At 70.2% G+C, this 18,077-nt stretch carries 21 protein-coding genes and 2 pseudogenes; 6 read left to right on the forward strand and 17 right to left on the reverse strand.

Translation table 11 applies throughout. The annotated features are described in order from the left end of the window. The 17 genes and pseudogenes from KIH74_RS25430 to KIH74_RS25510 all read right to left on the reverse strand — a co-directional run. Positions 1-269 (reverse strand): annotated as a pseudogene (locus tag KIH74_RS25430) (hypothetical protein); the annotation flags it as partial. A 336-nt stretch (positions 270-605) separates the two neighbouring features. Next, the gene (locus tag KIH74_RS25435; protein ID WP_214158768.1) at positions 606-755 is read right to left on the reverse strand and encodes a hypothetical protein; all 150 of its coding nucleotides are present in this window, start codon (positions 753-755) and stop codon (positions 606-608) included. Continuing rightward, the gene (locus tag KIH74_RS25440; RefSeq protein WP_214158769.1) at positions 752-976 is read right to left on the reverse strand and encodes a hypothetical protein; all 225 of its coding nucleotides are present in this window, start codon (positions 974-976) and stop codon (positions 752-754) included. Before KIH74_RS25440 ends, KIH74_RS25435 begins: the two co-directional genes overlap by 4 nt. Further along, positions 976-1,440 (reverse strand): hypothetical protein, encoded by a 465-nt coding sequence (locus tag KIH74_RS25445; protein WP_214158770.1) that lies wholly within the window; start codon positions 1,438-1,440, stop codon positions 976-978. Before KIH74_RS25445 ends, KIH74_RS25440 begins: the two co-directional genes overlap by 1 nt. A gap of 1,435 nt (positions 1,441-2,875) precedes the next feature. Beyond that, entirely contained in the window at positions 2,876-3,145 is a 270-nt protein-coding gene (locus tag KIH74_RS25450) for a hypothetical protein (protein ID WP_214158772.1), read from the reverse strand. Beyond that, positions 3,142-3,315 carry a hypothetical protein gene (locus KIH74_RS25455; RefSeq protein WP_214158773.1) on the reverse strand — a complete coding sequence of 58 codons (174 nt, stop codon included), beginning with the start codon at positions 3,313-3,315 and terminating at the stop codon, positions 3,142-3,144. The genes KIH74_RS25450 and KIH74_RS25455 overlap by 4 nt, the downstream gene beginning before the upstream one ends. Before the next feature lie 59 nt (positions 3,316-3,374). After that, positions 3,375-4,412: a DNA cytosine methyltransferase gene (locus KIH74_RS25460; RefSeq protein WP_214158775.1), complete on the reverse strand. Its 1,038-nt coding sequence runs from the start codon at positions 4,410-4,412 to the stop codon at positions 3,375-3,377. Then, positions 4,409-4,663, reverse strand: a complete 255-nt coding sequence (locus KIH74_RS25465; RefSeq protein ID WP_214158776.1) for a hypothetical protein — start codon at positions 4,661-4,663, stop codon at positions 4,409-4,411. Before KIH74_RS25465 ends, KIH74_RS25460 begins: the two co-directional genes overlap by 4 nt. 426 nt (positions 4,664-5,089) lie before the next feature. Next, positions 5,090-5,479 (reverse strand): RusA family crossover junction endodeoxyribonuclease, encoded by a 390-nt coding sequence (locus KIH74_RS25470; protein WP_214158777.1) that lies wholly within the window; start codon positions 5,477-5,479, stop codon positions 5,090-5,092. Further along, positions 5,476-5,748 carry a WhiB family transcriptional regulator gene (locus KIH74_RS25475; RefSeq protein ID WP_214158778.1) on the reverse strand — a complete coding sequence of 91 codons (273 nt, stop codon included), beginning with the start codon at positions 5,746-5,748 and terminating at the stop codon, positions 5,476-5,478. The genes KIH74_RS25470 and KIH74_RS25475 overlap by 4 nt, the downstream gene beginning before the upstream one ends. Next, positions 5,745-5,945, reverse strand: a complete 201-nt coding sequence (locus tag KIH74_RS25480; protein WP_214158779.1) for a hypothetical protein — start codon at positions 5,943-5,945, stop codon at positions 5,745-5,747. Before KIH74_RS25480 ends, KIH74_RS25475 begins: the two co-directional genes overlap by 4 nt. Beyond that, positions 5,942-6,553, reverse strand: a complete 612-nt coding sequence (locus KIH74_RS25485; RefSeq protein ID WP_214158781.1) for an exonuclease domain-containing protein — start codon at positions 6,551-6,553, stop codon at positions 5,942-5,944. The genes KIH74_RS25480 and KIH74_RS25485 overlap by 4 nt, the downstream gene beginning before the upstream one ends. Then, positions 6,550-7,461 carry a hypothetical protein gene (locus tag KIH74_RS25490; protein WP_214158782.1) on the reverse strand — a complete coding sequence of 304 codons (912 nt, stop codon included), beginning with the start codon at positions 7,459-7,461 and terminating at the stop codon, positions 6,550-6,552. Before KIH74_RS25490 ends, KIH74_RS25485 begins: the two co-directional genes overlap by 4 nt. A 2-nt stretch (positions 7,462-7,463) precedes the next feature. After that, the gene (locus tag KIH74_RS25495; RefSeq protein WP_214158783.1) at positions 7,464-8,369 is read right to left on the reverse strand and encodes a PD-(D/E)XK nuclease-like domain-containing protein; all 906 of its coding nucleotides are present in this window, start codon (positions 8,367-8,369) and stop codon (positions 7,464-7,466) included. Beyond that, complete coding sequence (locus KIH74_RS25500; protein ID WP_214158785.1) at positions 8,366-8,560, reverse strand: hypothetical protein; 195 nt, start codon at positions 8,558-8,560, stop codon at positions 8,366-8,368. Before KIH74_RS25500 ends, KIH74_RS25495 begins: the two co-directional genes overlap by 4 nt. 112 nt (positions 8,561-8,672) lie before the next feature. Then, the gene (locus tag KIH74_RS25505) at positions 8,673-9,608 is read right to left on the reverse strand and encodes a hypothetical protein (RefSeq protein WP_214158786.1); all 936 of its coding nucleotides are present in this window, start codon (positions 9,606-9,608) and stop codon (positions 8,673-8,675) included. After that, positions 9,605-9,883, reverse strand: coding sequence for a hypothetical protein (locus KIH74_RS25510; protein WP_214158787.1), 279 nt, complete (start codon positions 9,881-9,883; stop codon positions 9,605-9,607). The genes KIH74_RS25505 and KIH74_RS25510 overlap by 4 nt, the downstream gene beginning before the upstream one ends. Positions 9,884-10,669: 786 nt before the next feature. On the opposite strand from KIH74_RS25510, the gene KIH74_RS25515 reads away from it, so the two are divergent. The 6 genes and pseudogenes from KIH74_RS25515 (at position 10,670) to KIH74_RS25540 (ending at position 18,027) form a co-directional block, all read left to right on the forward strand. Then, positions 10,670-11,125, forward strand: a complete 456-nt coding sequence (locus KIH74_RS25515) for a hypothetical protein (RefSeq protein ID WP_214158789.1) — start codon at positions 10,670-10,672, stop codon at positions 11,123-11,125. 115 nt (positions 11,126-11,240) lie between these two features. Then, positions 11,241-12,302: pseudogene (locus tag KIH74_RS25520) on the forward strand (S16 family serine protease); the annotation flags it as partial. Positions 12,303-12,431: 129 nt separating this feature from the next. After that, positions 12,432-13,631: a sensor histidine kinase gene (locus KIH74_RS38900; protein WP_214158793.1), complete on the forward strand. Its 1,200-nt coding sequence runs from the start codon at positions 12,432-12,434 to the stop codon at positions 13,629-13,631. After that, positions 13,628-14,362: a LuxR C-terminal-related transcriptional regulator gene (locus KIH74_RS25530; RefSeq protein WP_214158795.1), complete on the forward strand. Its 735-nt coding sequence runs from the start codon at positions 13,628-13,630 to the stop codon at positions 14,360-14,362. The genes KIH74_RS38900 and KIH74_RS25530 overlap by 4 nt, the downstream gene beginning before the upstream one ends. 2 nt (positions 14,363-14,364) lie before the next feature. Continuing rightward, positions 14,365-15,063 (forward strand): carbohydrate-binding protein, encoded by a 699-nt coding sequence (locus KIH74_RS25535; RefSeq protein WP_214158797.1) that lies wholly within the window; start codon positions 14,365-14,367, stop codon positions 15,061-15,063. Positions 15,064-15,171: 108 nt separating this feature from the next. After that, positions 15,172-18,027: an ATP-dependent RNA helicase gene (locus KIH74_RS25540; RefSeq protein WP_214158798.1), complete on the forward strand. Its 2,856-nt coding sequence runs from the start codon at positions 15,172-15,174 to the stop codon at positions 18,025-18,027. Positions 18,028-18,077 lie beyond the last annotated feature (50 nt).

Below are 18,077 nucleotides of genomic sequence, written 5' to 3' on the forward strand. Positions count from 1 at the left end.
GCCGTGCTCGACCCCCGCAGGGTGGCCGTGCTCGACTCCCACAGGGTGGCCGTGCTCGACCCCCACAGGGTGGCCGTGCTCGACCCCCGCAGGGTGGCCGTGCTCGACCCCCGCAGGGTGGCCGTGCTCGACCCCCACAGCTCCACTTCCGTGGTCGGGGGCGTCGAAACATCCAGCCAGACACCGTGAGGAGAGTTGATGATGATGTGCTCTTCGCCAGCCTCGATCGCGGCGTTGAGTTCCTGCTGGTTCGTGACGGTGGTACTCATGCTGGTCGATTCCCGTTCTCGTGTCGTTGGTTTCGAAAAGTTCACCCCCGCCGCCCGGAGATCGGCCGGGCGGTGAAAGTCAAGCGCTGGTCACTTCAGTTCCTCGGTTCCGTGATGATCCTGACTGCGCCGGGAATCCGCCGGCCCCTTCCGTCTCGCCTCCACCGGATAGCCCGGCGACGCTCCAGAACCCCGATCCAGTAATCGGCGGCCCCCCTGTCAAGACCGGTCTCAACCATCAACCGAGTCCGCGTGATCTCCTCCGGCGGAAGAGCTTTGATCGCCGCGAGGATCCGGGCATCGCCAGGGAGCGTCTGCCCGCACTGGTCGCACACCTCATTCACCATCAGGTTCCTCCTCGCGGTCCGGGTCGGCCCACAGCCGGTCCAGGAGCGACGACGTACCGGTCCGCTGGACCGGGATCCGGATCCGCCCTGTTTCGGTGGCGCCCTGCTCGGCGTTCTCCCACCACAGGCCGCCGCTCACTCGGACACCCCGGCGAACTCGCTGACGGGGACGGGCTGATACCAGTGGTACTGGCCCCCGATCCGCGTGTTCCGGATACCGATCCGGCCGCCCATCGTGATCACCTGGTATCCGCGGGGCTCGAAGTGTTCCGTGGCGAAACCGAAAGCGCTCTCCGGAGTCATCGGGACCGCGGCGAGTTTGAGGCCTTCCTGGGTCACCCACATGGTCGCGGCGTCCATCATGCGTTCCTGGACGGGGTGACCATGGCCACGAGCAGCGCCGATGCCCGCAGTTCCTGGACGCGTCCGCCAGCCTGGTCGGCCTGCGTGAAAAGCCACTCGATCAGTGCGTTTTCCTGGACCGCTGTCAGGTTCCTGAGGCCGTGGCTGCGGAGCGCTTCAACGTCTGTGGTGGTGATGTCGTTGGGCGTGTGCGGGAATCCGACCCAGGTCCTGATGTGGCCGGTTTCGTAGATGACCTTGATCCGGTCTGCGGCTACCGGGACGGCGGTCATGACGCCGGCGAAGGTTTTCAGGAGGTGGCACGCGTCGGCGACGGTGAATCGTTCTGAGCGGACGGTTCCGTCGATCTCGACTTCGTCCCCGAGGGGCCATCCGGTCATGTCGCCCTCGTTGAACCAGATGAGTTCGGGTTCGGTTTCGTTGGGGTGGGGGCGTTGGGTGGGGATGGTGTTTTGGGTCATGGCTTGCTCCCGGGTTGGGTGTTGCGGGGACCACCGTGGGTGTTCTCTGCGCTACGCATGTCAGCATGACATGCGTCGGTAGTTAGCGCAACCCTGTCGGTGGTTTGCAGACCTCCGTAACGGCGCCGGGCTGGGTTTGTCGCGGGGAGGTATGGGCTCCAAACGACGGTGACGGCCGCCACCGGGATGGTGACGGCCGTCCTCTAAGCCGGGGCATTGGCGAGACCGCTACGTGAGGGGCTTCCCCGGTGGCCTTGCCGGGCCGTGGATCCGGGTGTTCCCGCTCGCGCCCCGAAGCCTAACCCCATCGGGCTCGCAGAGCAGAGGTTTCACCCCAGCGGCCGCGGTAGGTCCTCGGGTGCCGGCTCGGGCTGCCAGGACGGGTCGGCGGCCCGTTGCTCGCGGACGATCGCTTGACGGGCGTGGACGGCGGCCTTGAGCCAGCCGGGTCGGCGGCGGCAGGACCGACATGAGGGCAGGGGCTCATCGGGGGCGTGGAGGCCACAGAACGGCTTCTCAGGCTCCATCAGCCCCCATCACCTTCCGATCCATCACCGAGTTCTGCGTTGGGGCCGCAGAACGCCTCCTGGCCTCTTCCTGGCATCCGGGGCAGTCGAACTGGACGTAGCCGTGCTTGAAACACACAGCGATCACGACAAGATCGCTCACGCGCTCACCCTCCCCACATCAACGCGACAGGCCATGTGACGTCGCGCCGAGGGATTGCCGTACTCGTCGGGCAACCAACCCCCCATGCACTCATCGCAACCTGGAGCCCGCGGCTTAGGCACCACGGGGCCTGGGGCCTCTAGGTCACCCAGCCAGGCGATAACCCCACCCGCCTGAATGCCTGCCCATGATCGGGCCGCTACTACCGGGCGCAGGAGATCGGGGGTCCAGCCGAGCGATGCGAGGCGGGCGCATCGACGCCGCAGTGGGCGCCGGGCGATCGTGGTTTGTAGTTCTTGGGGCAGGGCTTGCACCACCACCATCGCTAAGTCGTCAGTTGCGGTGAGCTCGACAGGCTTGGTGGTGGTGGTCTCTGTGGTATCTGTCGTATCGGGTGCAGAATCTGCACCCCTGGCTGCAAAATCTGCACCCCTGAGCGCAGAATCTGCACCCCTGGCGTCGCCATCAGAGTCCCCCAGGGGTGCAGCATCTGCACCCCTGGGGAGCGTTGGCGCATACCTCGGGCACCTGTGCTGCCGGGCCTTCTCCACCAGCACCAGCCACCCCTGATCCTGCAACTCACGAAGCGCATACTGCGCCGTACGCCTCGAAACCCCCATCTCCGAAGCAAGCAGCGCAAGTTCCACCCAAACCACCATGCCTTCCCGCGGCCACCAGTCAGCGATAATCAAAGCCGCATGACGGGTACGCGACGACAAACCCGACGCCTTCACTCCGTCCCGCCACCGCGCCCGCCGATCCAAAGTCACGCAGCACTCACCCACCTCACGACGCCACCCCGCCCAACCACCGGCCGCCCCACCGGCCCGCACCCACGCAGGCGCATCTCACGCTCCTCATCCACCAACGCCTGCCGCCTCGCCCGGACCACAGCCGGGTCCTCCACCGGCAGACCGGCAAGGATGTACCGGGCCAGGCCGAGAGTCCGGGCCACGCTGAACCCGCCCGTCTCCCGGGCGTGGACGTCCGCCAGCGCGGCCCGGTAGCCCTCGACGTACGCCTCCTCGGGCGTCACGACCCGGCCGCCTTCCGCGCGAGCCGCAGGGCCCGCTCGGCCTCGTCGTCCGGGCCCCACGGTTTCGCCCGGGAGACCAGCGGGTCACCGCCCGTGCATCCCTCGCTCCAGCGGGCGTGCCGGTCGCCGTCGTTGCGGCACAGACAGATGTACTGGCGGCGGGGCTTCATTGCCGCTAGTAGGTCGAGGAGGTCGAGCTGACCCTCGATCACTGTGTCCGCTAGGGGCCTCATGCCGCGGCCTCCAGCCCGAGGTACTGGGCGCGAGCCCGCGCGAGGTCCCCTACGCCGAGAGCGGCGAGGCAGTGCGCTGCCAGCATCGGCGGCACGCAGTCGCCGATCTGCTGCGGGATGTCACCCGAGCGCTCACCGTGCCAGGGATAGGTGGCGGGGAAAGTCTGTAGCGCGGCGGCCTCAGCAACCGAAACCTTCTCGACACCATCCCATTTGAACCGGTCGATCTTCCCGGTGACGGTTGCGGCCGGCTGGTCCCAGCGCCGCAACCCGCGCTTGGCTGGGTCACCGCCCGTGCCGTAGTTCGACCGGAGCGTCTGCCCGACACGGTGCGGAAGAACATCACCGATCGTCAGCCACGACTCCAGGCCCGCGTCGAGGCGGCCCGGGTTACGGGGGTCGTAACGGGACCGGACAGGCTCCGGCGCCGCGACAGCCCGCACCCGTGAGGCCAGCAGCACGGCGCGGCGGCGGGACTGCGGCACATCGAACTGCTCGGCCTGGAGTACCCCGGTCCACACCGAGTAGCCGTGCTCGCGGAGCGCCGCACCGCTCGCCTCCCACAGGGGCAGGACAGATTCAGCTTGCTCCCAGGCCATCCACTCGGGCCGCAAGTGCAGGGCCCAACGCAGCGGCTCCAGGACCAGCACCGACCGCAGGTCGCCGGTGGTGGTCCGGACGTAGCGGCGGGGGTCGCGCCCTGCGGTGATCTCTCGGATCGCCCACAGCAGGAGATCCATGAACCGGCGGCCCGGAGCGCCCCCGGCCGCCGAAAAAGTCTGGCACGGCGGCGACCCGAACATGCCGTACAGCTGCTCCGTGATTGCCTCGACGGGCATCTGAGACAGGTCCGCGACCACCCTGGCGAGCCCGGCCAGTCGTGCGGTGGTCGCGGCCAGCGGCGCCCACTCCCAGCCAAGCCCGAGCCGGTGGTCAAGGCCAAGGTAGCTCGCCCCGACCTCCCACCCTCCGGCGCCGGCGAACAGGTCGTGGACGGCGCGCAGGTCTGTCGCGGTCTGATCCTGGATGCTCATGCTGCGGTGTCCTCGCCCGCGACGGGGCGGAGGGTGATGGCCTCCAGGAGGCCGAGTCGCTCGGCCTGGCGGAGGACTTTCCGGAGGTAGGCCGGGGCGATGTTGAGGCGCCGGGCGATGCCCTCCAGGTGGTCGGAGTACGCGAGCAGTTCGATGTCTTCGATCAGCTGCGCTTTGGTGCGGCAGGGCATTCCGGCGCGGCTTTTGCGTGGGGGGTTGTCCGTGCCGCCGGTAGTCTGTTGGTTAGGCATCGTGACCTCCAGATAGGTCGTCGGGCTATTCGGTTTCCTGCGTGCGCCCTCGGGGGCCCCGGGACCGGAGCTCTCCCCACTGCTCGCTACAGCGGGGAGAAGTGCGCGCGCTGGAGGTTTGCACGCTACCGCAAGTAGCGTCCAGAACACTGCGATGGGCGCGGATCCAGGATCGGATCCGCGCCCATCAGGGTTACAGGAGAGGGCCGGGTATCCCGGCCACGAGGAGCCTCGCCGCCGGGCTGACCCGGGCGCCGGAATTGAGGACGCCATGCCAGTGCCCGGCCGGGATGACGCAGTACCCGGCACCGCACCACGGGCACGTCCACGTCAACACGAGCCGGGCCCCCAACGCGATCACGTCAAACCCGATGGCCGGGCCGGCGTAAGGGCAACCACAGCCCAAGCAGTCCGCCACGATCTCGGTCACCGTTGAGCCTCCAATTCCTCTATCTCAAGCCGGATTTCAGTGGGCCCTTTCTCTGGAACCCGGCGGAGATCGGGGCCGGTGAGATGCTTGTCATCGTCGTCCGGGAGCAGGCCAGCATCGACGAGGCCATCCATGATGGCTTTGACCGTTGGGGCGAGGTTCCCGACGTCGCGGCGGTGGCCAGTCGGGAACCGGAACTGTGCGACGATCCGGGCGCGTTCCATGGGGACGACAGTCCCGGCCTGGAGTGCGGCCCGTGTCGTGTACATCGCGAGTTCCCGCCAGAACCTCGTGCGTTCGGCCTTCCGCCGCCAGTGCATCCGGTGGTTCGCGTTCAGCAACGCATGCGGGTCTATCACGGGGATCGTGAGCGTGTAGATGGTCACACGAGGGTCCTGTTCCGCGCCGCCCGGCGCCTTCGCAGGATTCGTTCGAGGGCGGTTTCCCCGCCCCTGACACCCCAGGTCACGGACGCCACGTTCTCGGTGGCGTCGGCGTCGTCCCTGCACTCCAGCCGGACAGGGCAGTCAGCGCACGCCATCAGGGCCTCTTCGGTCATCTCGTCTTTGACATGCGTTGGGCGGCCGACCTTCTCAGAGAAAAACAGCTCGGGGTCCATGCCGAGACACTCGGCGTCCTCACGCCAGTCGCTCACGATCCCACCGCCGACGCTGAGGCCGCGAGCTCGACCATAACCGTGTTGATGTCGGTCGTGGTCAGCTCTTTCGAGGACCGGATGGTGCGGTGCAGGATCCCGGACAGGTACTCGATCTTGTCGTCCCTGGTCCGGTAGCCGGCGCGGGTCAAGGTGGCGTGGAGCGCTGTGCGATGCGCCCGAGACGCGACGATCATGAGCCCATCACCGCCCGGTACTGAGCCAGCGCCCACCGGCAGTCACCGAGAGCCGTGTGCCGATCGAAAGCATCCGGGTCGACACCGATCGCGCGGCTGACCGCGCTCGAATCCCACGGGAAATCGGGGAGATTCAGTCCGGCATCCAGGTCACCTCGACTGGCACGGCCAGCGAGATAACCGACCGCGAGAGCTTCCACGCACACGGGCCGGTAGTGCCACGGCAGGGCAGCCCGTCGAGTGGACCAGCGCCCTTCGTCGTACCGGTAGCGGGTGTCCCTGGTCGAGAACATCTTCGCGATGTGGCCGACGTCGAAGGTCGGATTGCAGGCCATGAGAACGGGTTTCCCTGAGAAGATCGGCGCAGACCATTCCGGGAACTCGTCCCAGTTCCGGGCTGCGGCGGCGTCGTATCGGGCCTCGTAGTCGGCCCGGAATTCCGGTGGGAGCAGGTCGATCCGGTCGGGCAGGTGGTCGCTGATGAATGTCTGGTACTCGGCCGTGTGTCCGTCTGGGTCGACACGGATCGCGGCGAACTCCCACGCGTGGTCGTAGAACCGGTCGAGGCCGGTCGTTTCGCAATCCACGAGCACGATCGGGCTGTTCACTGGTCGCCTCCGTTCCAGCCGGGCTCCATGGTCGGGTCGTACTCGTTCGGGTCTTGAGCGGTAGGAGCCGGTACAGGCTTGCGCGGCTCTGGAACAGCCCCCTGAAGATCCGTCAGCTTGACGCCAGCATCCGTCTCAAAGACATCCTCCTTACGCAGCTCTCCGTTCGTCAGCGATTTGAACAACACCGTCAGCTGCGCCACGTCGTGCTCGTCCCACTGGGCCGAAGACCGCCCCCGCTGGTCGGCGAGCTGCTGCTCAGTGACCTGGAAGTTCTTCGAGAATGCGTCGATTGCTCCGGCGATCCGCTGCGGCAGCGGCTTCCCGCCACCCTCACGAAGAGTCTTGTTGCACAGATCGACCGCTTCGTCGACGAACCACGACGGCAAGATCGCGAAGATCATGGCCCTGGCGCGCCGGGCACCATTGTTCGCGTTCGACTCGTAGATATCCCGCATGTCGGTGAGCTGCTTGACGCCGGTCTTGGTGTCCCGCTTATGCGGGACCACGAACGTCGTTTCGCTGCGGGCGTTGGTTTGGAGATCCCATGCCACAGCCTGCATTTCGGACTCACCCTTGATGTCGTCGCGCCTCAGCTCCTTGATCCCGAACTGACAGTTTCCCCAGATCCGGGCCAGCTCCCTCGCCAAGTGCACCGACGGTCCGGTGACCGCCTGTCCTCCCCGCTTATAGCTGTAGAACGCACGGTTCGCGAGCGATTCCATGCGGCACACGTCGCGCATCTCGCGGATCGCGGCCTGGATGTCTCGGGGCCGCTGCTGAGCGACAACGACGGCCGCCTGCACTTCAGCGACGGCTCGGGATTGCTCGACGGCAGTGGCCTGGCCGATGAAAGATGGTGCCGGCGCGCCATTCACGTTCTGGATGCGGTCAAGTTCAACATTCATGGTCAGTCCACCTCGGGGTGCTGGTAGGCGATGTAGCCGGGGGTTTCAGCGGTGACGAGGTCCGGCGTATACCCGGGCCATGGGTTGTCCCAGCCGTGCGCGGCGAGACATTCGGCGTAGGTCGTCAGCGCCTGGTGGCGCAAGTAGTTCCCGATCGCGACGCCCTTGGCGTCGAATCTGATCTGGTTGACGAGGTAAGGGGCGGTTTTTTCCTGGATGAGGAAGATGAATTCGATGTCGCTGGCGAGGCCGAGGGCGTAGGCGCCAGCTACATACTGGGCGCGCTGGATGTGGTAGCCCCAGTCGTAGGCCTTCTTGATCCACTTGTCGGGATCGGCGCAGTCCGCTGTCTTGTAATCCACAAGGAACAGCCGTCCGTCGATCTCCGGCTTGCGGAGGTAGTCGACCAGACCCCGGCACCAGACGCCCGTGTCGGGGTCCTGCCAGATCATTGTCTGCTCAGGCAGGCCGGCCCCCGGATGCAGGAGCGTCGACGCCCAAGGCGACGACCAGAGCGCTTCTTTCATAGCCTTGATCGTTTCGAGCTCGTCTTCGCTGACGACGATCTTTCCTTCGGCGCGGGCGGCATCAGCATCGGCCTTGATCGCCTTGCCTTCCTTGGTTCGGCCGTCGGCCCTCGGGAAGGCGACTACCTCCGCTCCGCGTCCGAGGATCAGGGTGTGGGTGCCGCTGCCGAAGTTCTGCGATTCGGACGGTTTCTGGATGCCGGCTTTCTTCCAGGCCTGGAAGTGCGCAGGCCGGTTCGGTGGGATGAGGTGCTTGATGCCGGTGGCGGACAGGGACCCGCCGGCTACAGGGTCGCGAAGGTAGTCGGCTTCGTTGAGGTCGTAGACGCCGGGCTGGGTGATTTGGAGGCGCTGTCGTTGTCCGGGGATCCGGGCGCTCACGAGATCACCTCCAGGTGTGTCAGGTAGATCCCGCCCGGGTATCCGTCGACCATGACGACTGGGGCGCCGGACGGCAGGGTCCAGGCTTCGGATCGGGTGGTCGATTCGAAGCCCTCGCCTTCCCTGGTCCAGGGCCAGTAGCGGACCCTTGTGCCTACCGGGTTTTCGGCGTTCCACTGGGCAGCGCTCACTTGGCCACCTCCGGGTACCAGCGGTCGAGGATGCGCTCCGCTTCGGCTTGGATGTCGGGGGTAGCCATGGTGCCGCCCCGGTTCAGAAGTGGTCGGTAGATGGAGTTGATGCTCACTGGTCCTCACTCGCCAGCAGTTCCACGAAGTCGGTGATGTGCTCCGGCTTATGGCTGTTCAGGTCACGGATCGCCGTTTGGGACATCCAGAAACTGAAGTCGCCGTCCACGCAGAGCATGACCCGCACGCCCTTGACGCCTCGGACGGTGGCGGTGCCGACCGTGCCGGGAGCGGTGGGAAGGGGCTTGATCTCGCGAGTGACAGTGGCGATGAAGCCCGGCATGATGCTGGCGAGTCGGACGCTGTCGTGGTTGATCAGGACGTGCAGTGTCCCAGTACCTGCGTCCCGCAGGATCTCTCGCCTGATGGTTATCCAGTCCCCCTCGCGCATCTCGCTCAGCGGCACCTCGCGGACCTCTGGCGTCGGGGACGGCTTGGGTTCTTCGGTGGGCTGGTCCGCCCATGTCAGCGTGACGCCCTGATCGAGGATCGTTGAGCGATGCGGCTCGGGATCGTGGTTCTCGTAGAGGACGCAGCCCACGGCATTCGACACCCAAGGATGTGGAGCCGCGCAACGACCGCGCTCTGTCTCTTCGGCGGGTTGGTCGGGCAGGGAGACGAGGATCAGGGTCCTGTCGCCATCCAGGCGGAGGCCATCCCACTCCAGGGGCGGCCAATGGCTTGACCGTGATCCGTCCGAGTTGATGGGTTCCCATTCCCGATTCTTGCGCCGCCAACAGGATCTACTGTCCGCGATCCGGACCACCGATCCCACGGGCGGCTCGCCCATCTCCTCGGTGACCACCTCCCCCACCTGCCAGACGGGGGCAACCTCGATGGCCTGTACGCACCTGCCATCAGGGAACTGCACCTGAAGCCAGGTAGGGAAGACGTGGGCAGCCAGCCCGATCTTCCCGACGTAGCTGTCGTCGCTCCGGTCCTTCACTGCGACTACGCGGACCTTCTGACCGGGCTGGGGGATGAAGGTCATGCCGCTCCCCCGATCGGCTCGACCGCGACCAGCCGCACAGGGTCGCCATGCCACACGCAAGCCGCGCCCACCCGGTCGGTACCCATCACCAGATGCCCCTCACAAATCAGGCGGGTGCCCTCCATCCCGCACTCAGACACCGCGATCACCCGGTAAACGGCCCGGCTCGTGCAATCACTGACCTCACCCGTCGAGATCCGGCGCGTGAACCCCTCACAGGCGAGGGCTTCGGTCGCCGCGACCGCTTCGCCGATCTCTGCGATGACGGCGGTCATCGTCCGCTCCGGTCCGTGATGACCCCGGCAGCCTCGGCCACCGCGATCAGGTCGTCCGTGGTCGCGGTCTCGACCTGGCGGCGGTCGGCCAGACGCTCGAACGGGTCAGCGCCAGCGGGGTCTGCGGGGAGGGCATCGCCCGCACGATGACGGGGCTGGTTCCTGCGCTTGGAGAAGAAGCTCAACACGATCTACGCTCCAGTCGGTTGGTTGGTGGCGGTCCCGGGCTTCGAGGTGCGGGGCCGCTGCTTGTTTTGGTGGGCTACTCCTGGCGGAGTTCCTGTGCCCCTATCGGTGGTTTCTGTACCTCCATCGGGGGCGCGAGCAAGTCCGTGGTGAAGACGTCATCGACCCCCAGGTATGGCGGGCCGAGCCGGTCGAGGATCCGCTCTGCGACGTCACGGCTGACCCGGCTGCGGCCACCGACCAGGCCCTTCACGTGGGACTCGCTGACTCCGGCGTGCGCGGCTATGACCGCCCACGTGATCGGGCCGAGGCGCCGCCCCTCGGACCGAGCGGCAACGAGGGCCCGGAATGCCAGCGGGTCACAAAGCCGAAAGCTGGGCGCCCTCGGCAGCAGGGGATCTTTCATGCCCCTGATAGTAGTTTGCAAACTTCCCCGAGTCAACGGTTCAGTGACCCTAATGATTGGCGCGTCACCCCAGTTCAGAGGCCAAATGGCCCCAACTCGGTGCACCATCCGCTGTATGGTCGCCCGAGGCAACACGGGGAGCCTTGAGACCACCAGGCTTGCACCGACAACCAGCAACAAAGGATGATCCCGCCATGACGGACAAGGCAGACGAAGGCACCAGTGCGCCCCCAGCAGCAGGCGCCCTCGCCCGACTCCTCCGCGCGGAACTCGACCGCATGAACATCGACGGCGCCGACCGGGGCCCCACATGGATAGCCCGCTCCCTCGTCGACCCCCTAACCGGACAGCACCTCTACGAGAACGCCGAGTCCGGGAAGGTCTTCTGCCGCCAGCTCCTCACACGGCCACGCACCGACAAAGAGGGCGACCTGAAGTGGCCCACCCTCCGCGCCCTCGCCGCGCTCTTCGCCCTACCCGTCTCGACCGTGCGTGACGCCGTCGCACAGGACATGGCCGGCTACGACGGGCGGCAGACTGTCGGCTGGCCACACTTCGTCCATCCCAAGGCCGCCGAACTGGGGGCCAAGGGACGGGCATTCCTGCGCCAGGCATCGGAGTATGCAGTGCGGGATGAAGGGCTGATCTAAGGGCACGCAGAGGGCACACCATAAAGCTCCAAGATGGTCACTAGCGATACAAGATGAAACAAGATAATCCGAGGTCAGACGGCCTTTGAGGCCATCACGGCAGGTCCCGACGTCCCCGGCGCAGAACCACACCTTCCGCGACCACTACCTGGATCTCGACCTGGACCTGTCCGACGTGGTGTTCCTGGCCACGGCGAACGTGCTGGAGACCATCCCGTCGGCGCTGCTGGACCGGATGGAGGTGGTGCGGCTGGACGGCTACACCGAGCGGGAGAAGGTCGCGATCGCCCGGGACCACCTGATGGCCCGTCAGCTGGAGCGGGCCGGGCTGACCGGTGAGGACGTGACGATCGACGACGAGGCGCTGCGCCGCCTCGCGGCCGAGTACACCCACGAGGCCGGCGTGCGGCAGCTGGAACGGTCCCTGGCCCGCATCCTGCGCAAGGTCACCACCGAGCTGGAGGACGCCTCCGGGCCCGACGGCTCCCCGGGGTCGCCCCGGGTCGTGGTCGGGAAGGACGAGGTGGCCGGGTACCTCGGCCGTCCCCGGTTCACCCCGGAGTCGGCCGAGCGCACGGCGGTGCCCGGCGTGGCGACCGGCCTGGCCGTGACCGGCGCCGGCGGTGACGTGCTGTTCGTGGAGGCGGCCGCGATGGAGGGCGAGCCCGGCCTCCAGCTGACCGGCCAGCTCGGCGACGTGATGAAGGAGTCGGCCCAGATCGCCCTCAGCCACCTGCGGGCGAACGCGCAGCGGCTCGGGGTGCCGGTGGACGACCTGGCGCACCGCCGGATCCACGTGCACTTCCCGGCCGGTGCGGTGCCCAAGGACGGCCCGAGCGCGGGCGTCACGCTGACCACCGCGCTGGCCTCGCTGCTGACCGGGCGGCCGGTGCGGGCCGAGGTCGGGATGACCGGTGAGGTGTCCCTGACCGGGCGGGTGCTGCCGATCGGCGGGGTCAAGCAGAAGCTGCTGGCCGCGCACCGGGCGGGCCTGACCGAGGTGATCATCCCGGCCCGCAACGGCCCGGACCTGGACGACCTGCCGCAGGACGTGCTGGCGCAGCTGGTCGTGCACCAGGTCAGCGACGTCGGCGACGTGCTGCGGATCGCCCTGGAGCCGGCCGCCGCGACGCAGCACACGACGCGGCCGGAGGTGCGGCGGCAGCAGGTCGCCTGACCTCCCGGGCCCGGTCAGGACACGGCCGGGTCACCCCGGTAGGCCGAAAGTCCCATCCCCGAGCTGATGCCGTTCGCCGTGAGCTGTTATTTTCACGGCGAACGGACGGCTCCCGCGGATAAGGACGAGGTGGACGCGCTCCCCCAGCCCAGCGCCACCAGGGTGCGGCAGATCGTCGCCGTGGCGCTCAGCCGCACGGTGCTCCTCACCCGGGCCGCGGTCTGCCTGACCACCGCCGTGGTCGGCCTGCTGGTGCACAGCGACGGCGTGGTCTCGGCCGCGCTCGTCGTGGTGCTCCTGCTGTCCACGGCGGCCGGGGTGGCCGCGCTGCCGCGCTGGCCCACCCTGGTGCGTTCCCCCGTGCCACTGCTGTCGGCCGACGCCGTGCTGGTGCTGGCCGTGCTCGGGCTGAGCCGGGGCGGCCTGACCTACTTCGCGTTCGCGGCCGGGTCGGCGGCGCTGGCCGGGGCCGCGCTGGGGTTCGCCGCGATCCCGCTGTGGGCCGCGCAGACCGTGCAGGGCCTGGTGGTGTGCGCGGTGCTGCTGAACACCGCCGACCCCGGTGACGCGCTGGCCGGGTTCCTGCTGGCCGCACCGCCGGCCGCGGTGCTGGCCGGGATCGGCACGGTGCTGGCCCGGCGGGTGCTGATCCGGCAGATGAGCCGCACCGTGCGGCTGATCACCGACGCGCAGCGCTCGGCGGCCGCGGCCGAGCGGGCCCGGCTGGCCCGGGAGCTGCACGACTCGGTCGCCAAGACGCTGCGGGCGATGTCGCTGGCGGCCGTGGCCCTGCCGGGGTCGCTGCGCCGGCAGCCGGCGCTGGCCGAGCAGCTGGCCGGGGTGATCTCGCAGGGCGCGACCGCCGCCAGCCAGGAGGCCCGGCAGCTGATCGACGGCATGCGCCTGGACGCCCCGGACGAGGACTTCGCCACCACCCTGCGCCGGGTCTGCGCGCTCTGGTCGGCGGAGACCGGGATCAGCGCCACCGCCACGGTCGGCCCGGTCGAGCCGCCGGTGGCCGTGCGCTACGAACTGGCCCGGATCGCCGGCGAGGCCCTGGTCAACGTGCACCGGCACGCCGCCGCCACCCGGGTCGGGGTGACCGTGTCCGAGCGTGGGCGGGGCCTGGTGATGACGGTCCGCGACAACGGCCGCGGGTTCGACGCCCCCTACGGCGAGGACCCGGCGGCGCTCCAGCAGCTCCAGCACCGCGGCCACGCCGGTATCGTCGGCATGATGGAACGGGCACGCACGATCGGCGGCACCCTCACCGTGGAGTCGGAACCCGGCCTGGGCACCCTGATCCGGGTGCGGGTGCCGGTGCTGTGAGCGGCTGGCACCCCGACGACACCGTCGCCTGGCTGACGGCGGGATCCCCGTCCGCCGAGCCGGCGCCGCAGCGGATCACCGTGCTCCTGGTCGACGACAACCCGACGATCCGGGCCACGCTGCGTCCCCTGCTGGAGGCCGACGGGCGGATCAGCGTGGTCGGCGAGGCGGGCAACGGGGCGGCCGGGCTGAGCGAGGCCCGGCGGCTGCGCCCGCGGGTCACCGTGCTCGACCACCAGATGCCGGTGGCCGACGGCCTGTCGGTGGTCGAAGACATCGCCCGCTACAGCAACGTGCTCGTGCTGACCAGCAACGACAGCGAGGACATCATCGGCCCGATGCTGCGCGGCGGGGCCCGCGGCTACCTGGTGTACGGCCGGTTCGACCCGGCCGACCTGGTGGCCGCCGTGCGGTCGGTGGCCGCCGGACGGGGCTGGCTGATCCCGGAGGCGGCCTCGGTCGCCACCGGCGCGGTACGCGACGCCTACGCCCGCGAGCGCGCCGCCGGTGCCCGGCACGGCAACCTGCGCCGGGCCCGCCGGGCGTTCGGGCTGAGCGGGCGCGAGATCGAGGTGCTGGAGCTGGTCGGCGACGGCCTGTCGAACGCCGCGGTCGCCGCGCAGCTGGGCCTGTCGGAGAAGACCGTGAAGAACCACCTGAGCAAGATCTTCGGCAAGCTCGACGTGACCAGCCGCACCGAGGCGCTGGCCCGCTGGCACGGCTGGCGGTAGGCGTGGCAGCCCGTTCCCGGCCCCCCGCCGTCCGCCGTTCGCCCTGGTGGGGCGTCGGGCTGCTGTCGCTGGCGGTGGCCGCGTCGTCGTTCGCGGTGCCCGCCCTTCTGCCGGGCGGAGGTTCACCGGTGGACGGCGAGGGCCGCGCGGCCGCGTCGTCGTCCACCATCACGTCGCCCGCCGCACCGACCGCCACGGTGCCGGTGACCACCCCCGCGACCACCACCGCCACCCCCGCCGCCACCACCCCGGAGGTCACGACCCCGGAGGCCACCCCGGAGACGACCACCCGGAGTCCCACGCCCGAGCCGTCTTTCGAGGCGATGACGATCAACCCGTGGGCGAAGAAGTACGAGAGCTCGGGGATCGCGGTGATCGACTGCCCGACCTGTGCGAGCGGCCGGCGGGTGCAGTACCTGGGGCAGGGACACTACGTGATCGTGCGGCTCGCCGACGTGCCGGTGGCCGGGCGGCGCACCATGACGGTGATCTACACCTGCGCCTGCGACGACGACCCGCGTGACCTGGACGTGATGGTGAACTCCGACCCGGTGCGCACTTTCACCGTGAAGGGCGCGAAGAGCTGGGAGACCCCGGCCCGGTTCAGCATGAGGATCCGGCTGGAGAAGGGTGCGAACGTGATCCGCTTCTCCAACCAGGACGACCCGGCACCCGACCTGGACCAGATCCTGATCCGCTGATGCCCGGTTTCCGGGGCCGGTCGGCGAGGATGGCGGCATGCGGATCTGTGTGCGACGGCGGCCGTCCTGTTCCTGCGGGGTCCCGGCCCTCCTGACCGGCGGGGTGTCGTGGGGGTCCCGCTGAGCGGCCTGCTCCCCACCGCCGCCGCGGCGCTGGAGCGGTCCCTGCCGATCAGTGACACGATTCCGGTTCTGCTGCAACGACTCACCGCCGCCGGGTCGGGTGTGCTGGTGTCGCCGCCGGGCACCGGCAAGACCACCCTGGTGCCGCTCGCGCTCGCGGACGCCGTGGCCTCGTCCGGCGGCACCGGCGCCGGACGGGTGCTGGTGGCCGAGCCGCGCCGGGTGGCGGCCCGGGCGGCCGCGCGGCGGATGGCCTGGCTGCTGGGCGAGGAGGTCGGCGGGAGCGTCGGTTACGCGGTGCGGGGAGAGCGGCGGGTGGGCCCGCGCACCCGGGTCGAGGTGGTCACGACCGGTCTGCTGGTGCGCCGGATGCTGGCGGACGCCGAACTGCCCGGCACCGCCGCGATCCTCCTGGACGAGTGCCACGAACGTCATCTCGACACCGACCTGGCCCTGGCGTTCGCCACCGAGGCCCGCGCCGCCCTGCGCCCGGACCTGCTGCTGCTGGCCGCCTCGGCGACCGCCGACAGCGACCGGCTGGCCGCGCTGCTGGGTGACGGGGCGACGCCGGCCCCGGTGATCGGGGCGGACGCACCGCTGTTCCCGGTGGAGCCCTTCTGGTGCCCGCCGGCCGGGCCGGTCGACCCGCCGCACGGGCTGCGGGTGGACCCGCGGCTGCTCGACCACGTCGCCTCGGTGGTACGCCGGGCCCTCGCCGAGGCACCCGGTGACGTGCTGGTGTTCCTGCCCGGGGCCGGTGAGATCGAGGGGGTGGCGCGGCGGCTGGGTGGCGCGGGTGGGCCGGACGGTCCGGGCGCCCGGGTGCTGCGGCTGCACGGGCGGATGAGCGGGCGGGACCAGGACGCGGCGTTGCAGGGGCCGGGCGGTCCGGGCGGTCCGGGCAGTCCGGGCGGGCGGCGGGTGGTGCTGGCGACCTCGGTGGCCGAGAGCAGCCTGACCGTGCCCGGGGTGCGGATCGTGGTGGACGCAGGCCTGGCCCGGGTGCCGCGCACCGACCTGGCGCGGGGCCTGAGCGGGCTGGCGACGGTGCGGGTGTCGCGGGCCTCGGCGCACCAGCGCGCGGGGCGCGCCGGGCGGGAGGCGCCGGGCCGGGTGTACCGCTGCTGGGCGCAGGCCGAGCACGACCGGCTGGCAGCACATCCCGAGCCGGAGGTGGCCGTCGCCGACCTGACCGGTTTCGCGTTGTCGCTGGCGGTGTGGGGCTCGCCCGACCCGGCGTCGCTGCCCCTGCCCTCGCAGCCCCCGGCGGCCGCGATGACGGTGGCCCGGCGCACCCTGGAGACCATCGGCGCGGTGGACGACGGCGGCCGGGTCACCGCGCACGGCACCCGGATCGCCTCGGCCGGCGTGCATCCCCGCCTGGCCCGGGCCCTGATCGACGGCGCCGGCCTGGTCGGGGACCGGCGGGCGGCGGAGATCGTCGCGCTGCTGGCCGACGACTCGCTGGCCGGCGGCACCGACGACCTGGGCGCGGCCTGGCGCCGGCTGCGGCGCGGCGGCGATCCGCTCGCGGCCCGCTGGAAGGACGAGGTGCGGCGGCTGCGCTCCGCGGTGCCGGTGGGTGTGCCGGTGGGTGCGGCGACACCGGCGGGAACGGGTGGGGGCACCAGCCCGGGCGGCGCGGGCTCGGGCTCGGGCGGCGCAGGCTCGGGCTCGGGCTCGGGCTCGGGCGGCGCAGGCTCGGGCTCGGGCGGCGCAGGCTCAGTTTCGGGCGGCGCAGGCTCGGGCGGCGCACGTTCGGGCGGCGCGGGCTCACCCGGCACCCCGGCGGGGCTCCCGGACGACCTGGCCGCCGGGCTGGTCACCGGGCTGGCCTTTCCCGAGCGGTTGGCCCGGTTGCGGCGTACCGGGGGCTACCTGATGTCGGGTGGGACGGGGGCGGAGCTGTCCGGCGGGTCCGGCCTGACCGGGATCGGCTGGCTGGCGGTCGCGGTGGCCCAGCGGCAGGCCGGGGCGCAGGCCGCGCGGGTGCGGCTGGCCGCGGCGATCGACGAGGCCACCGCCCTGGAGGCCGGGTCCGGGCTGTTACGCACCACCGACGAGGTGACCTGGGAGAACGGCGACGTGGTGGCCCGGCAACGGGACCTGCTCGGCGCGATCGTGCTGGCCGAGCGCCCGCTGCCGCGCCCGGCCCCGCACCTGGTGCAGGCCGCCCTGCGCGAGGGGCTGGAGAAGGAGGGGCTCGGCCTGCTCCGCTGGACCCCCGCCGCCACGCACCTGCGGGCCCGGCTGGCGTTGCTGCACCGTGCCTTCCGGGCCCCGGCGAGCCCCGGTCAGGCCACTGAGCAGGTCACCCAGCAGGCCACCGACCCGGCCACCGGCGTCACCTGGCCCGACGTCTCCGACGCCGCCCTGCTGTCGCGCGCGCAGGAGTGGCTCACCACCGCCCGCCGCCGCTCCGACCTCCAGCGGGTGGACCTGGTGCAGGTGCTGCGCGGCCTCCTCGACCACCGCGCGCTGCGGCAGCTGGATGAGCTGGCGCCGGAGCGGATCGTCGTCCCCAGTTCGTCGTCCCTCGCCCTGACCTACTCGACCGACCCGCTCGACCCGGCCGACCCGGTGCTGGCGGTGAAGCTCCAGGAGGTGTTCGGCTGGGGCACCGCACCCCGGATCGCCGGGGGCCGGGTGCCGGTGGTGCTGCACCTGCTCTCCCCCGCGGGCCGGCCGCTGGCGGTGACCGCCGACCTGGAGTCGTTCTGGCGCAACGCCTATCCGGGTGTGCGGTCGGAGATGCGGGGGCGCTACCCGAAGCACCCGTGGCCCGACGACCCGACCACCGCCGTCGCCACCCGCCGCACCAGGAACGCGGCGCACCGGTGACCGGGCGGTCAATTCGTTCGACTCACCAAAACCCGAGGAGTAAGGTGCCC

The organism is Kineosporia corallincola (genome assembly GCF_018499875.1).
Classification (GTDB): domain Bacteria; phylum Actinomycetota; class Actinomycetes; order Actinomycetales; family Kineosporiaceae; genus Kineosporia; species Kineosporia corallincola.